We start from the raw sequence: 23,423 nt of genomic DNA, 5'->3' as shown, positions 1-23,423 counted from the left end.
AGTCGTCAATTGCTAACCAGATAGCACAAAACTTTTTGTTTCAAGTTGGAGATTGCCCCTAGAATGAGGGACAAGCGTTCTTTTTTGTATCCAGTTTCTGCATCTGCTCAATGCATCTACTCGGTTTTGGATATCTAACTGTATAGCTTCCCAGCTATCTGAAATAGATCCTTTTGTACACTTCTACCTTAGTCACATCGGATCTGCTCCGACCAGTCTCTTAGAGACTTCGTAGGCACCCCGTTCACCTGACTGATACGGCCATGAACTCCTTTGACTCATTCGACGGCTGGGTCGAAAACGCTAGCCTTTCAGAAAACTTTCTCTATCAGCATCTACGCCTTTGTCGTAGTCAAGAATCTGCCGACGCTGTCATTAATCGCTTTTCCAAGCTGTTTATTGAAGCGCTACACTACCCCGACTCAGAAGTTTGGCAGGTTCTAACTCGGCTAACGAATGAAGCGGAATCAGAGCGCCAGTTTAAGTACACGCTCAACCGCTGCTGCTATACCTTGATCAACTACTGGTATAGCCAGCCTCGCTGTCATAAAGCAATTCCTCGCCTGATTGAGCTGTTTGAAGAATTGCCGACTGATGACCCTGGCTTAGAAAGCAGCCGCCGCATTCGAGAACTGGTGTCTCGGTTTACTCAAACCGAGCAGTACGAATCTCTCAGACGTCTGCGACAGGTCTTTGTCGACTTAGCTCCCGAACTCGCCAAGGGTACCCAGCAGCAGCAGCCCGTCGGCACTCTACTACGGCACTATCCTTTTCTCTATGATCACAGTCTGCTGACGCGAGATAGCGACCATGAGCAAAAACGCAATATTCAAAACCTGAAGCAGCGGGCAGAGCAGACGCTAGGCGTCAATCTCGCTCGCTATAACAGCTATCGCCTAGGGCACTCTCGCAAAGCGATCGCCAATCCCACCCGCCTCAGCGAACCACAGCTCCATCAGGCGCTAGACCACTACACTGGCAAGTGCTATGAAGCCAAGTCTTATAAAGAGCTAGCCAGCTGGTTTACGACTTACAGCCGCTCGGTTAAAACTTTCCGCGACTTTAAAGAGGAGTTTGTCAACGACTATCTCATTGCTCCGATTACGGCTGAAGTCCCCAAGTATCGGAACAATCAGTTTAGCCGCACGCTGCGAGAATGGACCCGCTCGGCCCTAACCGATTTCGACGAACAGAAACTCAATAACTTTACGCTAGTCGAGCTGATTCGCAAGCTTCTCATCTTTTTGCTGCTGCATACCCGTCGCCGCCCGATCTTTGGCACCTTTAGACGTTTGCTCGAAGATATTGGCTACACTCTGACCACAGGGCTGTTCCTCCGAATTGTCTTGCTGTCTGCGGCGGCTCGCCCCGCTTTAGAACGCTGCTTTTCAGTCATGTTCAATTCTCACGAAAACCATCGGCGAGGCGATGTGCCCTGGTTAGTGGAGTCATTTGAACATGCCAATATCGCCTTAGTGACCAACTTTGGTGGCTTTGGATTTAGTACATAAGTCAATTTCTTGGCTTTTAGTACTTGGCTTTTAGTATCAGAGGCATCAGGGCGAGTAGATTGCTGGCCCTGCAGCTTGATCTTTTCAAGCAGCAACCCCCTAGCCGACCTAAATCTCTTGGGCAGCGACTCAATCTAGCTCAATTGTCGAGAGCACGTATTCCCCCTGGCTCAAAGCGCGGTTGGTTGAAATGTCGTAGACCAGTCCGGCTGACTGCGCTTGAGTATCCATTACGACGGGCAGTGCTTGCAGCTTGTTGAAGCAGAGGAGCTGATACAGCAGTTCTCCAGCCTGTACCTCAGTCCCCGGACGCACTCGGTTTTCAATCACACCGCCGGTAGTGGCATAGTACTTGGTTACCTGGCTCCGATGGGCTAGGGCCATGCAGGTTTCGCTGACATGGCTGACCTGTACTTCTGGCAAAAGTCCCTTACGCACCAAATAGTTTTGAATTCCCTTCAAGCCCCGCTCGACCGACTGGGGATTAAGCTGCATCCCAGTCCCTAGCTCCAGCGTCCAAGCCTCAATATCGCAGCGCAGCGATCGCCCTAGCTGCTCAAACACATTTTCTAGCGCCAGCCAAGGTTTGATAAAAGCTTCGTCAAAGGCATCCCCATCATACTCGTCTAGCAAAATGCCAAAGTCGAGGCCAAAGTAGCAGGCACTCTGATCGCGATCGCGAAAATAGTAAACATAGTCGAGGCCCTCATTGGTAGAACTGTGCAGATCAATAATATAGTCAGCTTGAAGGGCGAGAGCCTGTAGTCGGGTGCGGTATAGCTCATGGACAGGCACGCCCGCCGGAGAACTAATAGCAGCCAGCTCTTGGGCAAAAGCATTATGGATTTGCTGCCGATAAGCCGTCACGATTGTCTCAACTGGGCTTTCCCAGTGCGATCGGACAAACGCCTCAATATCGACCCCCGTTTTCTCATAGTCCCAGAAGATACGGTTATAGTCGCGCCCGTCATAGGGGTTGTAGCGGCCTGAGGCAAAATTGTGCGCCCGCTGATTGACGCCCATCGGATTGCACACAGGCACCAGGCAAATTTCACCGTGTAGGGCCGTATCCTCTAGCTGGCTCAGCCACTGAATCAGCTCATGAATCACCGCATTGCCCGCCAGCTCTGCCCCGTGCAGATTGGCCTGAATGTAAACCTGCTTGCCAGGGCGATCGCCAATGAAGCGGTAGGTTTGCAGCATCAGGCGATCGCCAGAAGCGAGCTGCATCAGGGGGAGGGCGGTAATTTTAGGCTGCATAGGAGTTGAGAGAGGTGAGAGTGAGGAAGATAAAATCGACTGCAGGCAGAGAAGAAGATAGAGGCGGTTAGGAAGAATTCGCTTCTTGCGTATACTTGAACCAGCCAAGCTTATGGAGATTAAACATGGAAGTCAAGGCGGCGGTGGCATTTGAGGCGGAACAGCCGCTCAGGATTGAGACGGTTCAGCTGGAAGGGCCTCAGGCTGGAGAAGTGCTCGTTGAAATTAAAGCCACTGGCATTTGCCACACGGATGCCTATACCCTGTCAGGGAAGGATCCAGAAGGACTGTTCCCAGCCGTTTTGGGGCATGAGGGTGCGGGCATCGTAGTTGAAGTAGGGCCGGAAGTCAAAAGTCTGAAACCAGGGGATCACGTCATTCCCCTATACACGCCAGAATGCCGTCAGTGCGAGTACTGCCTCAGTTTTAAAACCAATCTCTGTCAGGCCATTCGAGCGACTCAGGGCAGAGGACTGATGCCCGATGGCACCAGCCGCTTTTCCCAAAATGGTAAGCAGATCTATCACTACATGGGCACTTCGACTTTCGCCAACTATACGGTTGTGCCTGAGATTGCCCTGGCTAAGATTCGCCCAGACGCGCCCTTTGACAAGGTGTGCTATATCGGCTGCGGTGTGACAACGGGCATTGGCGCAGTCATCAACACGGCCAAAGTGGAGCCGGGAGCCAACGTGATCGTGTTTGGCCTAGGCGGCATTGGCCTCAACGTGATTCAGGGCTGCCGCCTGGTAGGCGCTAACCTGATTGTCGGAGTCGATATCAATCCGGCCCGCCGCCAGATGGCCGAGAAATTTGGCATGACTCATTTTGTTAATCCCAAAGAAGTGGAAGGCGATTTAGTTCCTTACTTGGTTGACTTAACTAAAGGCGGCGCTGATTACACATTTGAGTGCATTGGCAACGTCAACGTCATGCGACAGGCGCTCGAAAGCTGCCACAAAGGCTGGGGGGAGAGCATCATTATCGGCGTAGCTGAGGCTGGCGCCGAGATCAGTACCCGCCCGTTTCAGCTAGTGACGGGGCGGGTCTGGCGCGGCACAGCTTTTGGCGGTGCCAGAGGCCGCACAGATGTGCCCAAAATTGTGGACTGGTACATGGAGGGCAAAATCAATATCGACGATCTGATCACCCATACTCTGCCGCTTGAGCGCATCAATGAAGGCTTTGACCTGATGCACCGAGGCGAATCAATTCGCAGCGTTGTGCTGTTTGACTAACAGGCAAAGGAAAGCGGCAGCTTGCCTGTCAGCATCGGCTGCAGATTTTCTCCATAGGCCCGCTGAATGTTTTCTAAGGTCATGACTGCTTGAGGAGTGTCGTTGGCTAAAAGCTGACGGTTAAGCAGGATGAGACGGTCGTAGCGGTTGAGGGCATTGCCCCACTCGTGGCTGCACACCAACAGCGTTTTACCCTGGGCTTTGAGTTCGGTGAAGATTTGCAGCATGATGGCCTCTGTCTGCTTATCAATGCCCGTGAATGGCTCATCTAGCAAGAACAGATCGGCCTGCTGGGCCAAGGCCCGTGCTAGAAAAACCCGCTGCTGCTGCCCCCCTGAAAGTTGACCAATGGGGCGGGCAGCCAGGTCTAGCATCTCAACTCTGGCTAAAGCAGCTTCAACCCGCTGTTTGGCCTGTCGGCTTGGCGATCGCAGCCAGCCTGCACTCACAGCTTCGGCCATTAGCGCCACGTTCCAGGCAGTGATGGGGTAATGCCAGTCAATCTGCGATCGCTGGGGCACATAGGCTACCCGCTGCCGCTGTCGGCGTAGGGGAACGCCCCCCAATAGCACCTGGCCTCGATAGCGAATGAGCCCCAAAATGGCTTTGATCAGGGTACTTTTGCCTGCGCCGTTGGGGCCAATCAGCCCCGCCAGTTCACCCGGCCGCAGCGTCATAGAAACGCTCTCTAGGGCTGGGACGCCTCGGTAAACAACAGATAGCTCCTGAACCGCTAGCATTTTGCCTAAAAAATGATAATCATTCTCGCACTCTAGGGAAGAGTATAACAAAGATTTTTGGTCTAGCCCTGATGAGTTCGTATTACTTCAGAATTATGCCTGCCTCGGCTTAAGGTTGCCCGGTTGCAGCTTTGATTTAAGCAGCCAATAGAGCAAAAGCCCCACAGCTTTCAACAAACTGCAGGGCTTCAGCGTTATTTCACCAGATGAATGGCGTTTAGCAACGGTCTTTAGCCTTCGCCGCCCTCGCCACCTTCGCCGCCTTCTGCCGGAACTTCTTCTGCTGGAACTTCTTCGCCTTCTGCCGGGGTTACTTCTTCAGTCGCTTCCCCTTCAGTCGGCTCAACTTCCTCGGTTTCAGCCGGCCCGCAAGCCGCCAGAGTCGTCGTTAAGCCAAGAGCCAAAAATAATCCAATGGGCTTTAATTTCATGGTTTTATCTCCTCAACCAGTTTCAATCAGCAATCGTTAACCTGAAAGGAACCATCACTGTTTTGTCAATCATCAACTATACGGCAATTTTTCCTATTTGCCTATTTATAAGTTAAACTTAACCCCTTTCTCAGCCAGATCTTAGAAATGTTTGCCTATCAACCGTCAAGTCCAACTGAACAGAGAGCGGCGCGATCGCAGCGTGGCTGTTTATGCGGCAGCGAATGGCTCCGACGGCTAAGCTTTAAATTGTTTTTGAGCTTTACTTCCCAGCTAGCATGATTTTTAGGATTCCGGATATTCTCAGCGCTGACGAACTACAGCAGATTCAGGCCCAGCTCGTCGAAGCAGAATTTGTAGACGGTAAGCTGACCGCCGGATGGTACGCCAAACAGGTGAAGCATAATCAGCAGGTGCGCTCAGAGCAGGCCAAAGACTTAAAAGAGCAGACTCGGGCAGCGCTGAATCGCCATCCCCTCTTTCAGGCAGCGGTGCGCCCCAAACGAATTCACACCCTGCTTTTTAGCCGCTATGAAGTTGGTATGTCCTATGGTCGCCATGCTGACAATGCCCTGATGGGCCAATGGCGATCGGACGTTTCTTTTACGCTGTTTTTAAGTCCGCCAGCGGCCTATGAAGGTGGAGAACTGGCGATCGAAGGGGCCGATGATGAGCAGTCATATAAGCTGCCTGCCGGTAGCGCCCTTTTTTACCCAGCCTCAACCCTGCACCGCGTAGACCCGGTAACACAGGGAACGCGGCTGGTGGCAGTGGGCTGGGTGCAGAGCCTGGTGCGCGATCCGGCCAAGCGAGAGCTGCTGTTTGACTTAGATACGGTGCGGCGATCGCTGTTTGCTCGTGAGGGGAAAAGTGATGAGTTCGACCTGCTTTCTAAAAGCGTTGCCAATCTGCTGCGCCGCTGGGTTGAGTAGCTGCGATCGCGGCGTCAAAGCTGTCAGTTCGCCAATTCGGTTTTCCCTGGGTATGCTGGAAGCGATCTGTTTATATTTCCAGTCACAATCGGCAGCGTATGGCGATTTCTTCTGCATCTGGGCGCAAACGCAAAAAAGCCAAGTCGTCTCCCCCCGCTGAAGCCTCTACGCTCAGTGCCAAAGAGCTGCGGGCGCAGCAGCGACAGGCTAAGAAAGCTCGCGATGCGCTGATTGCCTATACGGTTGCGGCCTTTGCCGCCTGTGCTTTTGTCGGGCTGATTATTAGCCTGATTGTGGATCCCGTACTCGGTATAGGGGCTGGCTTTGGCCTGCTGTGCCTCAGCCTTTCCTTCCGCTATCCGCGGCTGGCCGTCTATGCTTTTGTCGCCTACATCCCCTTTTCGGGAACGGTGACGTACTCTTTAGGCGGCAGCTCGATTCTACAGCTCGCCAAGGATGCTTTTTATATTCCGGCGGCGATCGCGGTGCTGCAGTTCTGTCGGCGCAAAGGCGTACCTTTTCTTATTCCCAAGTCTCTCAGCGTAGCGCTGACGCTGTTACTCGTACTGACAACCATGACGCTGCTGTTCGTTAACGTGCCCCAGCAGTTCAGCGGCGGCGATCAGGCCATTCTAATCGGCATCTTGGGGCTGAAGACCCTAATTGGCTATTTATTTGTCATTCCCTGCATTTACTATCTGCTGCGCAACCGGGAAGATCTCTACTTCATCTTGCGATTGCAGGTCGTCTTGATCTTGGTGGCCTGTTCCTTGGGCCTAGTGCAGTATTTCATGCTCAAAACCGGCATCTGTGTGGGGACCCAGGGGTCAGGAGCTGATTTATTTAAGGCTTCTTTGGAAGCTCGCTGCTTTGTAGGCGGATCCCTACTCTATACCCCCTCCCAGGGACAAATTCGCTTGCCGGGCACCTTCGTAGCTCCCTGGCAGTGGGGCTGGTTTCTGATTTCGGCAGCGTTCTTCAGCTTTGGGACGGCCTTTAGCGATCGCTCACCCCTCTGGCGCACCGTTGGCCTAGTCTCAATGGTGGCCGTCTTCATCATGGCGGTTTTATCAGGTCAGCGGATCGCGCTGATGCTGGTTCCTACCACCGTGGTGATTCTGGCGTTTTTAACCGGACAGGTCGCCAACTTGAAACGCTTCGTGCCGGTTGGTATTGTCCTAGCCTTCATCCTGGTTTTTTTGGCAGTCCGGAACCCTGAAGTCCTGCAGGCACGAATAGAAAGCTTCCAGAGCCGTTGGAATGCCTCTCCGCCTCATCTGTTCATTCAGCAGCAGTTTGAGTGGGCAATGAAAGAACAAGAGGGCATTCTAGGCAGGGGAGTCGGGCGCGCCACCAATGCTGCCCGGATTTTTGGTGATGTAGAACTCATTGAAACCTATCATCCTAAAGTTTTCTTTGAGATTGGCTGGCTGGGCCTGTTTGCCCTGCTAGCGCTCTACACGGTCCTGACGGTTGCCACCTTTAGAGCCTATCGCTCAACGAAGGATAAAAACCTCAGGGGCTATGCCGCTTCTATGTGGGTCTTCGTCCTATTCATCAGCTATTTCCCCTACTACTATCCGCTAGATGTAGACCCGGTGAACGTTTACTACTGGCTAGCCGCGGGGATTGCTCTGAAAATTCCTGAAATTGACCAGCGCGAGCGACTGCAAGAGAGTCTCAAGGATCCAAATCGCAGCGGCAAAGCAGCCAAAAAACTCAAGTCCAAAAAGATGGCGGACTTTACTTAACCTGGCAAGGAGATTGCATTGTGACCAGCCCCCTGATTTCGGTAATTGTGCCTACTTACGGGCGAGAAGCGGTTCTCTGCTCCACGCTTAACAACGTACTCCAGCAGCAGTATGTGGCCTATGAAGTGATCGTAGTTGACCAGACGCGTCACCACGAACCGGAGACAGAGGCGCTGCTAACAGAACTAGCAGCAGCGGGCAAGATTCAGCTTTATCAGGTTAAATGGGCTAGCTTACCGGCAGCGCGTAACTATGCCCTAGAGCGGGCTGCAGGAGAGGTCATTCTGTTTATTGACGATGATGTAGAACTGCCACCGGGTTATCTACAGGCCCACGCCCAGGTTTACGCCGCTCGACCTGACGTGGGCGCGGTAGCGGGCCGAGTTTTTGATCGGATGAAGCTAGCGGATGCCCGCCCCGATTTACAAATCGAAGACCTGCCGCCTCAGGCGATGGATCCAGGGATTGCCTGGTACTACATTGATCTAGTCCATACGGTTAAACCGCAGCAGGTTCTGACGGCGCGGGGCTGCAACATGTCGTTTCGGCGAGTGCTATTTGAGCGCCATCAGCTCCGCTTTGATGAGCGTTTTCGCGGCAGTGCCGTACGGGAGGAGTCTGACTTCTGCCTGCGCATTCGCAGAACCGGCTATAAAATTTGGTATGCTCCAGACGCCCATCTGGTTCACTTAGGCGAAGAAACGGGCGGCTGTCATGACATCAGTACGCGATCGCTAGCCTACCAGCTCACTTTTTATCACAACCACTTCTTAATGGCGCTGAAAAACCTAACGCCGCTGCAGGTGCTTCACCTAGCTGCTAGGCTGTTTGACTGCCACGTTTTAGGCAATCCTCCCTGCAATAAGAGCGGTTCACCGATCAAAGTTATCAGCCGCCTTGGGTTTTACAGCTTAGGATTTCTAGATGCTGTGGGCACGCTACTAAAGACCCGCCACCGAGAGCGTGTCTATACTCAGCCCCATCCCATGCCCACAGAGCAACCGCCTCAAGCTCCCAAAGAGCTGGTTTGACCCTGTGATGCCGCTAGTCTATGCGTGAATCTATGAGAATTCTGGTTGCTAGCCACACCTATATTGTCGATCTCAACTGCGAAAAGTTGAGGGCGCTGGCGGCGCTCTCTCCCACGGTAGAAGTTACCGTAATCGTGCCGCGTCGCTGGCGACCGGGCGGCGTCCAAAATCGCCTGATTGAACCCCAGCCTCAGCAAGAAGGGCGCTTTCGCATTGTGCCTGTCTCTAACTTCAGCGAAAACAATCAAGGTTTACTCTGCTTTGGCCTAGAGCTAATCACGCTGCTGCGGCAGTTTAAACCGCAGATTATTCAGGTAGAGCAAGGATCTAAGGCGATCGCCTACGCCCAGATGATCAGCTTAAACAGGCTGCTGGGTCTCCAAGCCAAAAATGTCTTTTTTACCTGGTGGAATCTGCCCTATGAGCTGAAGTTTCCGGTATCGCTGCTGGAACGCTACACCCTGCGGCAGACCGACGGCGTGATCGTAGGCAATCAGGACGGGGCGGATATTCTGCGGCAGCGCGGCTACGATGGTCCGATGCAGGTGATGCCGCAGCTCGGCGTAGATCAGCAGCTATTTCAGCCCCAGCCGCAGCCAGAATTAGCTCAGTCCCTGGGGATTGACCCAGAGGAGTTTGTAATTGGCTTTGTCGGGCGCTTTGTCACCGAAAAGGGCTTACTGACTCTGCTACAGGCGGTCACAATGCTGGGCGATCGCCCCTGGAAGCTGCTGCTGCTGGGACGGGGACCGCTGCAGGAAACGCTGCAGGAAAAGGCAGAACAGGCGGGTATTGGCGATCGCCTAATTTGGCTTGAGAGTGTTCCCCATGACGCAGTGCCTCACTACATCAACCTGATGCAGACGTTAGTGCTGCCCTCTGAAACCACCTACCAGTTTAAAACCCTGACAGCCGCAGGCTGGAAAGAGCAGTTTGGTCACGTCCTGATCGAGGCGATGGCCTGCCGGGTACCTGTCATTGGCTCAGATTCTGGCGAAATTCCCCACGTGATTGGTGAGGCGGGGCTTATTTTCCCTGAAGGGAAAGCAGCAGCCTTGGCAGACTGCCTGCAAAAGCTGATAGACCAGCCGCAGGTGCGAACAGATCTAGCCCAGCGCGGCCACGAACGCGCCCTCACCCACTACACTAACCGCGCTTTGGCCCAACAGCAGCTCGCCTTCTATCAGTCCCTAGGCGCATCCTGAATGCCGCCGCACTTCCGCTCCCCGGAGTTGCCGGACTGTGCGCCCGTAACGGCCTCCCACAATCACTGACAAACCTATTCACAAATCACAAACTAGAGAGAAAACGCGATGAAACAGCCCTTACGGGTTCTGCAGATTGTGCCGTCTATCTCGCTGGTCTATGGCGGGCCGAGTCAGATGGTGCGGGGCCTCTCTGCCGCCCTGGCAGCGGCTGGCGTGGAAGTCACGGTTCTGACAACTGATGCCAACGGTGACGTGGACGAGCCGCCTCTAGAGGTTCCCCTTAATCGGCCAGTCGATGAAGCGGGCTATCAGGTCTGGTATTTTCGCTGCTCTCCATTCCGCCGCTACAAATTTTCGCTGGGGCTGTTGCAGTGGTTAGCCCGACACGCCCAAGAGTATGACATCGCCCATATTCACGCGCTGTTTTCTCCCATCAGCAGCGCAGCGGCCACCGTCGCCCGCTGGCAGGGACTGCCCTACATTTTGCGCCCCCTCGGCACTCTCGATCCGGCTGATTTGCGCAAAAAGCGACAGCTCAAACAGATCTATGCAGCCGCCATTGAAAAAGCTAACCTGGCGGGCGCTACGGCGCTGCACTTTACCAGCCTGCAAGAGGCCGCTGTTTCAGAACGATTTGGCACCGTAACCGCCAACCTGATCTTGCCTTTGGGGGTCAATCCGCCTGCCCCCTCCCCCATCAGCCGGGCTGAAATCTGCGATCGCTACGGCATTTCGGCCACAACGCCAGTTTTGCTCTACATGTCGCGCATTGATCCCAAAAAGGGACTGGATTTACTCCTACCGGCGCTAGAAACTCTAGCGCAGACAGGCAGTAAATTTCACTTTGTGCTCAGCGGCGCTAATCCCCAAGATCGAGGCTATGAGCAGCAGATCCAGCAGCAAATCCAGGCATCTGTGCTGGCAGAGCGCACGACCCTCACTGGCTTTGTTTCCGGCAAAGAAAAAGAGGCTCTGCTGGCAGCGGCTGACTGCTTTGTGCTGCCGTCCTACTACGAGAACTTTGGCATTGCCGTGGCCGAAGCCATGATTGCCGGTAAGCCCGTCGTGATTTCTGATCAGGTACATATTTGGTCAGACATTGCTCAAAGCGAGTCAGGCTGGGTAGTGCCCTGTGAACTCGCTGCTTTAACGGAGGCTCTGCAACAGGCGCTCCAGGATCCGGCTCAGCGTCAGCAAAAAGGCCAAAATGCCCGTCAGTATGCTCAGGAAAACTATAGCTGGCCCGCGATCGCCCAGCAGATGATCGCCGCCTATCAGCAGCTTTTAAGCATTCCATAGCTCTGGCTCAGCTTTTGTGAAACTGGCTTATTTCAGGGACAATTTGATACGTAAAGTAATTTTATTTAACAGAAACGTCAAAAGAGATAAAACTCATTTAACATTCTTTTTAGGATTGTAAACAGTTAGTGGGTCGGGGCTGTTGATCCGCACCTGCTTGTAGAGGATCTCTGTATCTCTAAAAGCGACAACTCTATAGCCTTTCACCGTGTGCTGAGGCAGTCGCTTTGAGACAGGCGGCGGCTTTTGCTGATATTTGGCTTTCGCTATGGCCCTCTTTGATTCGTCGGCTGACCTACCTGTGCTGGCCGATGTCGTTAACTATCATCCTTTAACGGTTGCTCCTGAGACACCGCTGCCTCACGTCTTGCCGCTGATTTACCGGGCTGACTTACTCTGCTTGCTAACCTGTGGCATCACAGCGCCCTTGCCGCCGTCATCTACCCAGCCTGAGCAACCGGAGGAGTCTGAAAACAACTGCGTTGTTGTCGTTGAGCAAGCCGCTGTCGTGGGCATCTTAACGTCGCAGGATTTAGTCCATTTAGGGGCGATGCAGGTTGACCTAGAACGACTGCAAGTAGGCCAGGTCATGACGCGATCGCCTATCACCTTAATTCTTACGGCAGAGCAGACTCTATTTCAGGCGCTGCTGCTGCTCAAGCAGTACCGGATTCATCACCTGCCGGTGTTAAACCAGGCGGGTCGGCTGATCGGTATGGTCACGGCGGCTAGCATTCATCAGGCTTTGCAGGGCAACTATTTTTTACGGTGTCGCCAGGTGGCTGATGCTATGACCACCCGCCTGATTCAGGTGGCCCCAGCCGCGTCATTGCTGAGGGTGGCTCAGCAGATGGATCGTCATCAAGTAAGCTGCGTCGTCATTACGCCAAAATCTCAAATCGCTGACAAGCAACAGCCGCTGGGATTGATCACGGCGGGAGATGTAGTCCAGTGCTTGCGTCTGGGCTGCAGCCTGACTAAAACCCAGGCGCAAACCCTCATGAGCAGCCCGCCCTTTTGGATTACACCTGCCACTTCGCTGTGGTCAGCGCATCAACAAATGCAGCAGCGGCACATCCATCAGCTTTTGGTCTGTGATGAGAAAGGCTATTGGCTGGGCATGGTAACCCAGACTGATGTTCTACAGTCTATGAATCCCGATCAGCTGCTGAATATTATTCAGGATTTGCAGCAGACAGTAGAAGCGCAAACTGCAGCGCTGCAAACCATGAGAGCCGATTTACAGGGGCAGCTAGCTCAGCCACGGGGGCTTAGAGAGCGGCTGCAACCATCCAAAACTTCTTTGGCAAAAGATATGACCGAGCGTCAACAGGCTGAGCAGGCTCTACGTCAGAGTGAGGAGCGCTGGCAGCTCATGCTACAGGGTAATCAGGAGGATATTCGGGACAATGAAGAACGCTATCGTCAGCTCGCGGAGAAACTGCAGCTAATTACGACCAATGCCCCTGTCTACATCTATGAGCTAGATCGCGATGGCTGCATTACCTTTGCCAACCATATCTATCCAGGTTTGACCCTTGATCAAGTATTGGGGACGCGGCTGAGCGACTGGTTTTCTCAGCCCCAGCAGCAGATGATTGAGCAAACGCTGGCGCGGGTGTTTGAGAGGCAGCAGACTGAGGCGATCGCCTATGAGGTTCCTGATCCGCAAGGCCAGCTGCGGGCCTACGAAGCTCGAATTGCGCCGATTCTAGTCAACGGGGTCGCTGCCAGCGCTGTCCTCATTGCTAATGATATTACCGAGCGCAAACAGGCTGAGGCCAAGCTGAAGGAACAGGCCGCCCTGATTGATATTGCTACAGATGCCATCCTGGTGCGCAATCTCGATGACGAAGTGATCTTTTGGAGTCAGGGCGCTGAGCGAATCTATGGTTGGTCAGCGTCGGCAGCGCTGGGGAAAAAGCTCAGTCACCTGCTTAACCAGAAACTCTCACCTGAGCTACACACGGCTTGGAAAACTGTGTTAGCCAGAGGAGAGTGGCAGGGAGAATTACAAAAATGCACTCAGTCCGGCACCATGTTGACAATTGAGAGTCGCTGGACGCTGGTGCGAGATCAGCAAGGCCAACCTCAGTCAATCCTGTCGGTGGATACAGACATCACCGAAAGACGGCAGTTAGAGGGACAGTTTTTTAGAGCACAGCGGTTAGAAAGCTTGGGGACACTGGCGGGCGGCATTGCTCATGATCTCAACAACCTGATGACGCCAATTTTAGGAATTTCCCATCTGCTCTCTATCTTGCTGAAAGGCACAGATCAGAAGACTCAGGAACTCTTAGACATTCAACTGGCCAGCGTGCGGCGAGGAACAGCTTTAGTAAAGCAGATTCTGGCCTTTGCCCGGGGGGCCGAGGGCAAGCGTACGGTGCTGCAGCTACGGCACGTGCTCAACGAGGTGAGAACCTTTACGGCCAAGACGTTTCCTAAATCCATTTCGATTGAGGCTGATTTAGCCAAAGACCTCTGGACAATTCAGGGCGATGCCACCCATCTGCATCAGGTATTGATGAATCTCTGCGTCAACGCGAGAGATGCGATGCCTGAAGGCGGCAGTCTGACGCTGCTGGCAGAAAATCTTTGGTTTGACGAAGCTCAGGCCCAGCAGCTGCTAGATGCCCAACCGGGGCCTTACGTTGTGGTGACGGTAGCCGATACAGGTATGGGAATAGCTCCAGAGATAGTCGATCGCATTTTTGATCCGTTCTTCACCACCAAGGCTGCTGGCACGGGGACTGGGCTGGGCTTATCAACCACGGTGGGCATTGTTAAAAGCCACAACGGGTTTATTACCGTTTCTAGCCAGGTGGGTCAGGGGACTGAGTTCAAAGTCTATCTGCCGGCGATCGCCACCCAGCCGACGCCAACGCCGATGGCATCGGCGCACCTGCCAAAGGGCAATGGCGAAAAAGTTTTGGTCGTTGATGATGAAACAGCCATTTGCCGCGTCACTCAATCAATGCTGGAAACCCATAACTACCGGGTTCTAACCGCCACAACAGGTCAAGAGGCGATCGCTCTGTATCAGCAGCAGCAGGCTGAAATCAGCGCTGTTTTAGTTGACCTGATGATGCCAGTGCTAGACGGAGTCTCTACAATCCGGACTTTGCAAACAATTGATCCACAGGTCAAAATTATTGCGCTTAGCGGCTTAGAAGCGAACCTGGTCAAACTGAAGACAGCAGGCCCCTCGGTACAGGCTGTGCTGCATAAACCCTACAGCCTTGACGATTTGCTACCGGCACTGCACCAAGTCCTCAACAGTACTGCTGCCGCCAACACCTCCAGTCCGTAGGCAGACTCAATGACTGGTAGAGCGCATTAGCGGCAGCGCAATTTGTCAAAGGTGTTTGGTACTAGCCCTGATGCCAATAGCGAGCAATCGATAAGAACCTGGTTAAGATATTTGCACTTACCTGCCCAGCAGTTTAGCCCAGAGCCTGATCAATAGCCTGACGCAAATTGGCATCATCGGGAGCCACCTGCGGCTCAAAACGAGCCACGACTTCCCCAGATCGCCCCACCAAAAACTTGCCAAAATTCCAGGCAATGTCAGGGCCATCCCCAACTAAAAACTGATACAGCGGGCTGCGATCGGGGCCGTTGACGTTTTGTTTTTCCAACAGCGGAAAGTCAACATCATACTTAGTTTGGGTGAAACTTTTGATTTCCTCAGGGCTACCGGGTTCCTGGCTGCCAAACTGATTGCAGGGCACACCGACAATTTCAAAACCGCGATCGCTAAACTCGTCTTTGAGTTCAACTAGACCCTTGTATTGAGGCGTCAAACCACATTTGCTGGCGACGTTGACAAAGAGAACAACCTTGTTGTCTATGACATCTGGTGAGAGCGGCTTGCCCTCTAGGGTGGTGAGATGGCCGGGTAAAGACATAATTAGCTTAATTTAGAACAACAGCTTTCATTATCCATGAAGGCGGTCAGCACACAGCCGTCTTTTTGCCCGTTGAATAACGACATGACTGACACGAGGACTCATGGCTTGAGGCTGCGCGGATCGAGAGCATCTCGTAGGCCATCTCCTAAGAGATTAAAGGATAAAACTGTGAGCACGATCAGAGCGGCAGGTGGCCATACCATCCAGGGCTGTAGCAGCAGGATGGAAGCGTTCGTTGCAGAAGAAAGCATGTTGCCCCAGGAGGGATCAGGCTCCTGAATACCCAGGCCAATCAGACTCAGAACAGCTTCGGCAATGATGAAGCTAGGAACGGCCAGGGTGGCTGAGATAATCACATAGGTGGAAGTCTGAGGCAGAATGTGGCGGGTCACAATGTGGAGCGATCGCCCCCCCATTGCCTGCGATGCCTGCACAAACTCTTGCTCTTTAATCGACAGTACCTGACCGCGAATGACCCGCGCCAGCCCGGCCCAGCTCACAAATGAAGTAATCAAAATAATCAGTAAAAACCGCTGGGCGCTGGTCAAGGAGGGGGGCAAAACAGCAGCTAAGGCCACCAGTAAGTAAATGCTGGGGATTGTCATCAGCACTTCTACCAGGCGCATCAGCACTGCGTCTAACGGCCCGCCAAAGTAGCCGGAGATACCGCCGACTAAAAGCCCTAGCGGAAAAGATATCGCAATCCCCACGAGGCCGATTGTCAAGCTAATTCGACCACCGTGAATCAGGCGGCTGAGCTGGTCGCGGGCCTGCTCGTCCGTACCGAGCACATTGATGCGGGCGGGACCAATGGCGCCAAACAGATGGCGATCGCTGCCAATGCCGGGCAGCAGCGTCACATCTTCAAACTGGGGCTGACTGAGGGAAAAGCGGGTAGGCAGCGGTAGCTGCAGACGCAGCAAACGATATTCATCACCGCTGACAAACAGGCGCAGGGGGCAGGGCTGACTAAAGTCTACGGTAATCTCGCGATCGCCCGTTTCTAGCTGCACCGGGCCTTGCTCAGTCGGATAGACGTGGGGGCCAAGCCACCGCCCGGTTTCCTGATTGCGCCAGTAGACCTCCGTGGGCGGCAGCAATGAACCGCTGGCCTGAGTTGAGTAGGGGCTGTAGGGCGCAAAGAAATCTGCGCCTATGACCACGAGGTAAAACAGCAGGAGAACGAAGGCTCCAAAGCGAGCCAGTTTATTGCGTTTAAGCTTTTGCCACCAGGCCATGAAGGTTGACTCGGTTAAAGGGTGCTTTCAGTGTACTAAACAGAGGTGGTGTCTTCTTCCGCCAGCGCCTGAGCGATCGCAGGCTGCAGGGTGGGCTGATTGACATTGGGATCTTGGGCCTGCTGGGCCAGGGGATTACAAAAAAACTGGCCGGTTTGGGGAGGGAGACTAGGATCCAGCAAAATCTCGGCTAGGCTGCGCCCAAAGCCCGTCAGCGGAATCGCCAAAATTACTCCTAGTAAACCACCGACTCTAGCACCCAGCAGCAGCGCTGAAAAAATAATTACAGGACTTAAGCCGGTCAAGTTCCCCATAATTCGAGGAGCTACAAGATTGTCTTTGATCTGCTGCAGGGCGATCGCCACGGCTACGACCTGCAGTCCTTTCCACAAGTTCAGCGAAACCACAATCAGGGTGACGATGGTAATGCCAATTGTGGCCCCCACAAACGGCAGAATTTCCAGCGTGCCGATAAAGACGGCAAACAATAAGAAAAAGGGCACTCGCAACAGCCAAAAGCCAAAGGCTAGACCAATGGCCATAAATAGCCCTAGCAAAAGCTGGCCTGAGACAAATCGCTGCAGGTTGCTGCGCAGAGACTGAGTCAAGCGGCGGCGTACCTCCGGGGCCAGAAACGTCGTCAGTCCTCGCCACACCCGCTCCCCGTCCAGCAGCATGTAGAAAGACAGCACCAAAATCAAAATCAGGTCTAAAAAGCCATTGAAGGTGCCCAGCACAATATTGATACCGCCAGAGGCGATCGCCTGAGCCGGGCGTTTAAGCTGCGACAGAATTTGCTGCTCAACCAGCGGCACATCGAAAGGCAGTCCCCGCAGTTCACTCCAAACCTGAAACTCGTGGAGCTGCTGCCGGGCCGAGTCCAGCAGGTTAGGAAAATTATTGCTCAGCAGGCGGCCCTGCTCTATGATAGGCGGCAAAATAGTTAGACCCGCCAGCGCTACCGTGATTCCGGCCAGCCCGTAAACCAAAGCCGCCGCAATGCCTCTAGAGCAAAACTTTTCTAACTTCTCAACCGGATAGTTAAGCAAGAAGGCAATCAGTCCGGCAGCTACTAGAATACTCAAAATTTCGCTGACAAAGCTGAGGGCATCTAGCGTTAGAGAACCTGTCACCACCAGAAGCAGCCAAGTCAGCAGCAGCCGCTGTAGCGGCGAAAAAAATCGCTCCATCACTCTCGCAAAGACTACGGAGAAGTCACCATAGCTTCATTCTCAACTACAAAAACGTTTGAGTACAGATTAGCAATAATCTGCTTGCCTTCCTGGGTCAAAGAGAGATAGCGCAAGCCATCCTGAATGTAGGGATGCACAACGTTCCAATAAAACTTGGGATAGTTGCGCCGTAGGTCGCCCGGATCGCGGTATTTCAAATACTTGTTCTGCCCGGTTTCCTCAAACTCGTAGAAGAGGGCGCTGATTTTTCTCAGGTAGCGCGGATCGCTGAGCTGCCCAATCAGGTCGGCGGCTCGCAGCAGTCCCGGATAGTTTTCCGTATCCTGGTGATCCTCTTCCTTGGGCACCGGAAAACGGGTCAGCTCAATGTTGTACTTGATGATTTCAGCGTCGATGATGCTGTTGTTACCGAAGCGCTCCTCGACAAACAGCTTGCCCCGATCCACGTGATAGGGGGTCAAAGAAGCATCTGACGACCCTGGCTCTAGCTGCACTACCTCACCGTCTTTGCCCGTGGCGTAAATGCCTTCGCGATCGCGGTCGTCGCGGCAAACGCCTTTGACGTAGCCAATATCGTGACAAACCAGAGAAATAATGAAGTGCAGCCAGTTTTCGCAGGTGACACCCCCCTCGCGAATATGCTTACCTCGCAGAATTTCCTGTCCGACTAGGGCCACTAAAATTGTGTGCTCAACGTTGTGGTAGAGGGCATCGCTATTGGCAATATTCTCCAGAGCCATACTGCCCGCCCAGGCAATAATGTCCTCATAGTTGGGCTTGAGGCCGCCATAGGTGCGATGGTACCCCGTTCTTAGCTTCTCAACAAAGTCGGCAATTAGGATTTCAGTCGCGTTAAACATGCTCGGACGCTCGTTATTCGGGTGTGGGAGGATGGCTACTGATTTTGACCAGCAAAACAATGAACCTGTCTATCTATTTGAGCAAGAAGAAACCTTTTTGGGTGTGATTGCGGTCAATCTTTTTAGAAAAAGTGAGCAGAAAAAGTCATACTCGCCCTAGTTAGATTCAGACATAGCCCTTCATCTGGGTCAAGCCTTTGAACAGGTCAAGCTGATATGCGTCATAATGGAATTCAACATTTGTTAACATTTCGTTGCCAGTTTTCTCAGGATTGCTGTGACCTACCCAAGCTACTCCGAGGCCGATGAAGTTGCGACCGAATCGTCTTTGTCGCGCGCCGCGCCGCGCGGCTGGTTCAGTGGTGGACGTGGCCTGTTAATCGGCCTCGGTCTTGGTTTGGCGATCGCTTTTCTGGGCAATCGCTTTCTCCTTGGGCGGACTCAGACAGACTCTGTCACTCCACCCCCCACTGCAGGTCAGAGCGTTGCCGTAGAAACAGCTCAAACTGCTGCAATTCGACGCACTCTAGAGACGACAGGTACGGTTGAAGCTTACGACCTGCTGCAGGTAACGCCCCAGGTTAGTGGTCTGCAAATCCAGCAGGTTTTAGTCCGCGAGGGCGATCGCGTTAACGCAGGTCAGCCCCTAGCCGTTTTGGACGATGCCACTCTACAGGCCCAAATCCGCCAGGCAGCCGCTCAAATTACCGCAGCCAAAGCTCAGGTCACCCAGCAGCAAGCCGCCCTGGCGCAGGCGCAGGCTAACCAAGCCGAGGCTCAGCAAAAACTACAGCGCTATGAAAGCCTGGCTGAACGGGGTGCCATCAGTCAGGAGGAACTGGAGACAAGAGCGACCCAAGCCATTACCACTTCAGAGTCTGTGCAGGTGGCTAGGGCTAACATTGACAGCGCCGAGGCCAATGTCCGCAGCCAGCAGGCTGATCTAGAGCGCCTCCAAACCCAATTAGCTCAAACCGTTGTTCGCAGCCCTGCGGCTGGCACCATTGCCGAAAGATCCGCCACCGTGGGGGATGTCTCCTCGACGGGCAGCCCCCTGTTTACGCTCATTCAGGCCGATCAGCTAGAGTTAGCGGCTGAAGTGCCTCAGACGCAACTGGCTCAAATTTCTCTCGGTGCTCCCGTCACGATTACCTCTGATAGCGACGAGCGGATTCAGATCACTGGCAGCGTCCGCGAAATCAATCCCCTCGTTGATCCCGAAAGCCGCACCGCCATTGTCAACATCAGCCTGCCCGCCAGCGACCTGCTGCGTCCCGGCATGTTTCTCAACGCCGCCATTGTTACTGACACGGCCCAGGGTTTGACTGTCCCTGCCGCCGCCGTCCTGCCGCAAACCGACGGCCAGTATCGGGTTTTCGTGGTTCAAACTGACGGTACAGCTACGGCCAAGACGGTTGAGATTGGCGATCGCCTCCCTGCTACTGACAATCAGCCTGCCCGCATCGAAATTTTAGACGGCTTGGAAAGCGGCGATCGCGTCGTCACCAGCGGTGCTGGATATTTGCAAGACGGTGATTTAGTTGAGGTAGTACCAGCACTATGAATCTCTCCGGCTGGTCTATCCGCAATCCTATTCCCACGATTGTCCTTTTTCTGGTGCTGACAATCGCTGGTTTAGTCAGCTTTGGTCAACTGGGGGTTGACGCTAACCCCAACATTGACATTCCAGCGGTGCGAGTGACGGTGACGCAGCGAGGCGCGGGGCCAGAGGAACTGGAAACCCAGGTCACTAAGAAGGTAGAAGACGCCGTCGCCGGACTGGGCAATATTGAGGACATCAATTCCACCGTTAACGATGGCAGTTCGACAACGGTGGTGAGCTTTGTGCTGGGCACTGATATTGATCGCGCCACTAACGATGTCCGCGACGCGATCGCCCGCATTCGTCAAGACCTGCCCCAGGATGCGCAAGAGCCGAACGTGCGGCGACTGGAGTTTGAAGGCGGGCCAATTCTTAGCTATACGGTAAGTTCCTCCCAGCGATCGGTGGAGGAGCTGAGCGAACTGGTGGATCGGCAGATCAGCCGCGCTTTACTGGCGGTGCCGGGGGTGGCTCAGGTAGAGCGCAGCGGCGGCGTAGATCGAGAAATTCGCGTCGATCTCAATCCCAGCCGTCTCAATGCTTTAGGCATTACCGCTACCCAGGTTAACGATCAGATTCGCGGCTTCAATATTGATCTGCCCGGTGGTCGCACAGATATTGCCGGACAGGAGCAGGGGGTGCGGACTCTGGGCAGTGCGGCCACGGTGGAGGCGATCGCGGAGTTTCCGGTTGTCCTGCCCGATGGCAACACAGTGCCACTAGAGAGCTTAGGTCGCGTTGAGGATGACTTTGCCGAGGTGCGGCAGTCGGCCTTTTTGAACAATCAGCCAACGGTGACGTTTTCGGTCTTTCGCAGCAGCGGCAGCGTTTTGGTATCGGTGGAAGAGGCGGTTACGGAAGCGATCGCTGAGCTAGACGAAACCCTGCCAGAGGACATTGGCTTTCAGCTCATCTTCACCCGCGCTACGGATATTCGCGATTCCTATCGGGCCTCTATTGATGCGCTGATACTGGGCTGTGTACTAGCGGTGGTAGTGGTCGGTATTTTTCTCAAAGACTGGCGAGCAACGCTGATTACCGCCTTGGCCCTGCCGCTCTCGATCATCCCCACGTTTTTGGTCATTCAGGCCCTAGGCTACACGCTCAACAGTATGTCGCTGCTGGCGCTGACGCTGGCCGTGGGCAACCTGGTTGACGACGCCATCGTCGAGATTGAAAACGTTGAGCGTCATATCCGCATGGGCAAGCGCCCCTATCGGGCGGCCCTAGACTCAACGGCTGAGGTCGGACTGGCGGTGATCACTACGACGGCCACTATCGTCGCCGTTTTTATTCCCGTCGCCTTTATGGGCGGAATTCCGGGACAGTTCTTTCAGCCCTTTGGGGTGACGGTGGCCGTCGCAACGATGTTTTCCACGCTGGTAGCGCGGCTGATGACGCCGATGATGGCGGCCTATCTGCTCAAGCCCAAACCGGTTCAGTCAGGCGTGGCACTTACTGATAAACATAATGAGGCCAATGGTCATAACAGCAATGGCAACGGTCACAGCAATGGCAACGGCAATGGCCACTCCGCTGTAGCCCTGCCGCCCCAAAAACCCGGACTCTATCCCTATCGTCGCCTGCTGGGGGCGGCGCTGCGTCACCGGCTGGTGACGTTAGCCTTGGCCCTACTCTTTTTTATTGGCAGCTTGATGCTGGTGCCGCTGCTGCCGACTAACCTGTTTACGGCTGGCGATACTGACCTGGTGACGGTCGCGGTGGAGCTGCCACCGGGGGCGACCCTGGCCGACACCCAAGCCGTGACCCGCCGCCTGTCCGAGCAGCTAGCGGATCAGCCAGCTGTTGAGAGCGTGCTGTCTCGCGAGGGCGGTAGCTACGGGGTGGAAGGGGCCGAGCTGTTTGTGCGACTCGATCCCGATCGCACCATTACCCAAGACGAATTTCGCCAGCAGGCGCGCCAATTTTTCCAAGAGATTCCGGGAGCGCGTATCAGCTTCCGCAGTCAGGGAGCCTCTGGGGACGGCAAAGACCTGACTATTGTACTGAAGAGTGAAGATCCAGCTTTGTTGGAACAGGCGGCGCGATCGCTCACCCAAGAGATGCGCCAAGTTCCCGGTCTGGTCGATGTCAACTCCAGCGCCAGCTTAGTACAGCCGGAAATCCTCGTCATGCCTAATCCGCAGCAGGCAGCCGATCTAGGCGTATCGGTACAGGCGATCGCCCGCACTGCCTCCCTCGCCACCCTGGGCGATACAGATTCTAACCTGGCAGACTTCGATCTGGGCGATCGCCAAATTCCCATCCGTGTTCGCCTCGCCCCTGAATTTCGCTCAGATTTGACAACCCTAGAAAATCTCAAAGTCCCCAGTCAGTCCGGTCAGCTTGTGCCGCTGTCAGCCGTAGCTGAGATTAAATTTGGCAGTGGCCCGGCGGAAATCAGCCGCTTCGATCGCGCCCGTCAGGTGAGCATCGGCGGCAATCTGCAAGGGGTGACGCTGGGAGAAGCGATCGCTCAGGTCAATCAGCTACCGACGCTGCAAAATCTGCCGCCAGCAGTGACCCAGGAGCCATCTGGGGATGCTGAGATTATGCGAGATGTATTCAGCCGCTTCGGCTTAGCCCTGGGAACAGCAGTGCTGATGATTTTTGCAGTGCTGATTTTGCTTTATAACAGCTTCCTCTATCCCTTTGCGGTGATGATGGCCCTACCGCTGTCCATTGGCGGTGCTTTTCTGGGACTGCTAATTGCTCAGAAACCGCTGGGACTGTTTGCGCTGATTGGTATCGTGCTGCTGATGGGCCTAGTCACGAAGAATTCAATTTTGCTGGTGGACTATGCGCTGATGGCGCGGCAACAAGGTAAGTCGAGACGGCAGGCGGTGATGGAGGCGGGCCTGACTCGGCTACGTCCCATTTTGATGACCTCAATCTCGACGGTGGCAGGCATGGTGCCGATTGCCCTAGAGCTAGGGGCCGGGGGAGAAACGCGCAGTCCGATGGCGATCGCGGTGATTGGCGGCTTCACGCTCTCAACCCTGCTGACGCTGGTGGTGGTGCCAGTGTTCTTTACCTACATCGACAGCTTGCAAAATCGCATTAGTCGATTCTTAAGCCGGATTACGGATATTGACGGCAAAGGCACTGCCGCTCAAATGTCTAAAGAACCCTCAGAAACTCGCTATCCGGTGGGTAAGTAGCTCTATAATAGTTAGAGCTTGGCGGAAATAGGGATGATATTGCAATATCGCTC

Annotated in this window: 18 protein-coding genes; 11 read left to right on the top strand and 7 right to left on the bottom strand. The window is 54.1% G+C overall.

Annotated features, from left to right (window positions below; translation table 11 throughout):
* Window positions 1–263 precede the first annotated feature (263 nt).
* A complete protein-coding gene (locus QJQ48_RS20400) occupies window positions 264–1,511 on the top strand; it encodes a hypothetical protein (protein ID WP_346293094.1) in 1,248 nt (415 codons plus the stop codon).
* A 129-nt stretch (window positions 1,512–1,640) separates the two neighbouring features.
* Here QJQ48_RS20400 and QJQ48_RS20395 read toward each other — a convergent pair whose 3' ends face one another.
* Window positions 1,641–2,771 (bottom strand): succinylglutamate desuccinylase/aspartoacylase family protein, encoded by a 1,131-nt coding sequence (locus QJQ48_RS20395; RefSeq protein WP_346293093.1) that lies wholly within the window; start codon window positions 2,769–2,771, stop codon window positions 1,641–1,643.
* 125 nt (window positions 2,772–2,896) lie between these two features.
* Between QJQ48_RS20395 and QJQ48_RS20390 the strand changes: the two genes are divergently transcribed.
* Entirely contained in the window at window positions 2,897–4,009 is a 1,113-nt protein-coding gene (locus QJQ48_RS20390; protein WP_346293092.1) for an S-(hydroxymethyl)glutathione dehydrogenase/class III alcohol dehydrogenase, read from the top strand.
* Here the strand turns inward: QJQ48_RS20390 and QJQ48_RS20385 are convergent.
* Complete coding sequence (locus tag QJQ48_RS20385; RefSeq protein WP_346293091.1) at window positions 4,006–4,749, bottom strand: metal ABC transporter ATP-binding protein; 744 nt, start codon at window positions 4,747–4,749, stop codon at window positions 4,006–4,008. The genes QJQ48_RS20390 and QJQ48_RS20385 overlap by 4 nt on opposite strands.
* Window positions 4,750–4,979: 230 nt before the next feature.
* The gene (locus QJQ48_RS20380) at window positions 4,980–5,180 is read right to left on the bottom strand and encodes a hypothetical protein (protein WP_346293090.1); all 201 of its coding nucleotides are present in this window, start codon (window positions 5,178–5,180) and stop codon (window positions 4,980–4,982) included.
* Window positions 5,181–5,458: 278 nt separating this feature from the next.
* On the opposite strand from QJQ48_RS20380, the gene QJQ48_RS20375 reads away from it, so the two are divergent.
* The 6 genes from QJQ48_RS20375 (at window position 5,459) to QJQ48_RS20350 (ending at window position 14,714) form a co-directional block, all read left to right on the top strand.
* Entirely contained in the window at window positions 5,459–6,112 is a 654-nt protein-coding gene (locus QJQ48_RS20375; RefSeq protein WP_346293089.1) for a Fe2+-dependent dioxygenase, read from the top strand.
* Between the two features lie 98 nt (window positions 6,113–6,210).
* A complete protein-coding gene (hpsL, locus tag QJQ48_RS20370; protein WP_346293088.1) occupies window positions 6,211–7,863 on the top strand; it encodes a hormogonium polysaccharide biosynthesis protein HpsL in 1,653 nt (550 codons plus the stop codon).
* Window positions 7,864–7,883: 20 nt separating this feature from the next.
* Window positions 7,884–8,894: a hormogonium polysaccharide biosynthesis glycosyltransferase HpsN gene (gene hpsN / locus QJQ48_RS20365; RefSeq protein WP_346293087.1), complete on the top strand. Its 1,011-nt coding sequence runs from the start codon at window positions 7,884–7,886 to the stop codon at window positions 8,892–8,894.
* A gap of 32 nt (window positions 8,895–8,926) precedes the next feature.
* The gene (hpsO, locus tag QJQ48_RS20360) at window positions 8,927–10,099 is read left to right on the top strand and encodes a hormogonium polysaccharide biosynthesis glycosyltransferase HpsO (RefSeq protein ID WP_346293086.1); all 1,173 of its coding nucleotides are present in this window, start codon (window positions 8,927–8,929) and stop codon (window positions 10,097–10,099) included.
* A 108-nt stretch (window positions 10,100–10,207) separates the two neighbouring features.
* Window positions 10,208–11,401: a hormogonium polysaccharide biosynthesis glycosyltransferase HpsP gene (gene hpsP / locus QJQ48_RS20355; protein ID WP_346293085.1), complete on the top strand. Its 1,194-nt coding sequence runs from the start codon at window positions 10,208–10,210 to the stop codon at window positions 11,399–11,401.
* A gap of 268 nt (window positions 11,402–11,669) precedes the next feature.
* On the top strand, window positions 11,670–14,714 hold the full coding sequence (locus QJQ48_RS20350; RefSeq protein ID WP_346293084.1) for a CBS domain-containing protein: 3,045 nt from the start codon (window positions 11,670–11,672) through the stop codon (window positions 14,712–14,714).
* Window positions 14,715–14,847: 133 nt separating this feature from the next.
* Here the strand turns inward: QJQ48_RS20350 and QJQ48_RS20345 are convergent, their stop codons facing one another.
* The 4 genes from QJQ48_RS20345 to QJQ48_RS20330 all read right to left on the bottom strand — a co-directional run bounded on the left by QJQ48_RS20345 (window position 14,848) and on the right by QJQ48_RS20330 (window position 18,606).
* On the bottom strand, window positions 14,848–15,312 hold the full coding sequence (locus QJQ48_RS20345; protein WP_346293083.1) for a glutathione peroxidase: 465 nt from the start codon (window positions 15,310–15,312) through the stop codon (window positions 14,848–14,850).
* A 101-nt stretch (window positions 15,313–15,413) separates the two neighbouring features.
* Window positions 15,414–16,553 carry an ABC transporter permease gene (locus QJQ48_RS20340; protein ID WP_346293082.1) on the bottom strand — a complete coding sequence of 380 codons (1,140 nt, stop codon included), beginning with the start codon at window positions 16,551–16,553 and terminating at the stop codon, window positions 15,414–15,416.
* A gap of 35 nt (window positions 16,554–16,588) precedes the next feature.
* Window positions 16,589–17,743: an AI-2E family transporter gene (locus QJQ48_RS20335; RefSeq protein ID WP_346293081.1), complete on the bottom strand. Its 1,155-nt coding sequence runs from the start codon at window positions 17,741–17,743 to the stop codon at window positions 16,589–16,591.
* A 14-nt stretch (window positions 17,744–17,757) separates the two neighbouring features.
* A complete protein-coding gene (locus tag QJQ48_RS20330; RefSeq protein WP_346293080.1) occupies window positions 17,758–18,606 on the bottom strand; it encodes an Npun_R2479 family HD domain-containing metalloprotein in 849 nt (282 codons plus the stop codon).
* A 31-nt stretch (window positions 18,607–18,637) separates the two neighbouring features.
* Here QJQ48_RS20330 and QJQ48_RS20325 point away from each other — a divergent pair, with 31 nt between their 5' ends.
* The 3 genes from QJQ48_RS20325 to QJQ48_RS20315 all read left to right on the top strand — a co-directional run bounded on the left by QJQ48_RS20325 (window position 18,638) and on the right by QJQ48_RS20315 (window position 23,370).
* Window positions 18,638–18,766: a hypothetical protein gene (locus tag QJQ48_RS20325; protein ID WP_346293079.1), complete on the top strand. Its 129-nt coding sequence runs from the start codon at window positions 18,638–18,640 to the stop codon at window positions 18,764–18,766.
* Between the two features lie 117 nt (window positions 18,767–18,883).
* Window positions 18,884–20,170: an efflux RND transporter periplasmic adaptor subunit gene (locus QJQ48_RS20320; RefSeq protein ID WP_346293078.1), complete on the top strand. Its 1,287-nt coding sequence runs from the start codon at window positions 18,884–18,886 to the stop codon at window positions 20,168–20,170.
* Complete coding sequence (locus QJQ48_RS20315) at window positions 20,167–23,370, top strand: efflux RND transporter permease subunit (RefSeq protein WP_346293077.1); 3,204 nt, start codon at window positions 20,167–20,169, stop codon at window positions 23,368–23,370. The genes QJQ48_RS20320 and QJQ48_RS20315 overlap by 4 nt, the downstream gene beginning before the upstream one ends.
* Window positions 23,371–23,423 lie beyond the last annotated feature (53 nt).

Source organism: Sphaerothrix gracilis Ecp01, assembly GCF_030405905.1.
Classification (GTDB): Bacteria; Cyanobacteriota; Cyanobacteriia; order Phormidesmidales; family Phormidesmidaceae; genus Sphaerothrix; species Sphaerothrix gracilis.
This window is presented reverse-complemented; position numbering and strand designations above follow the sequence as displayed.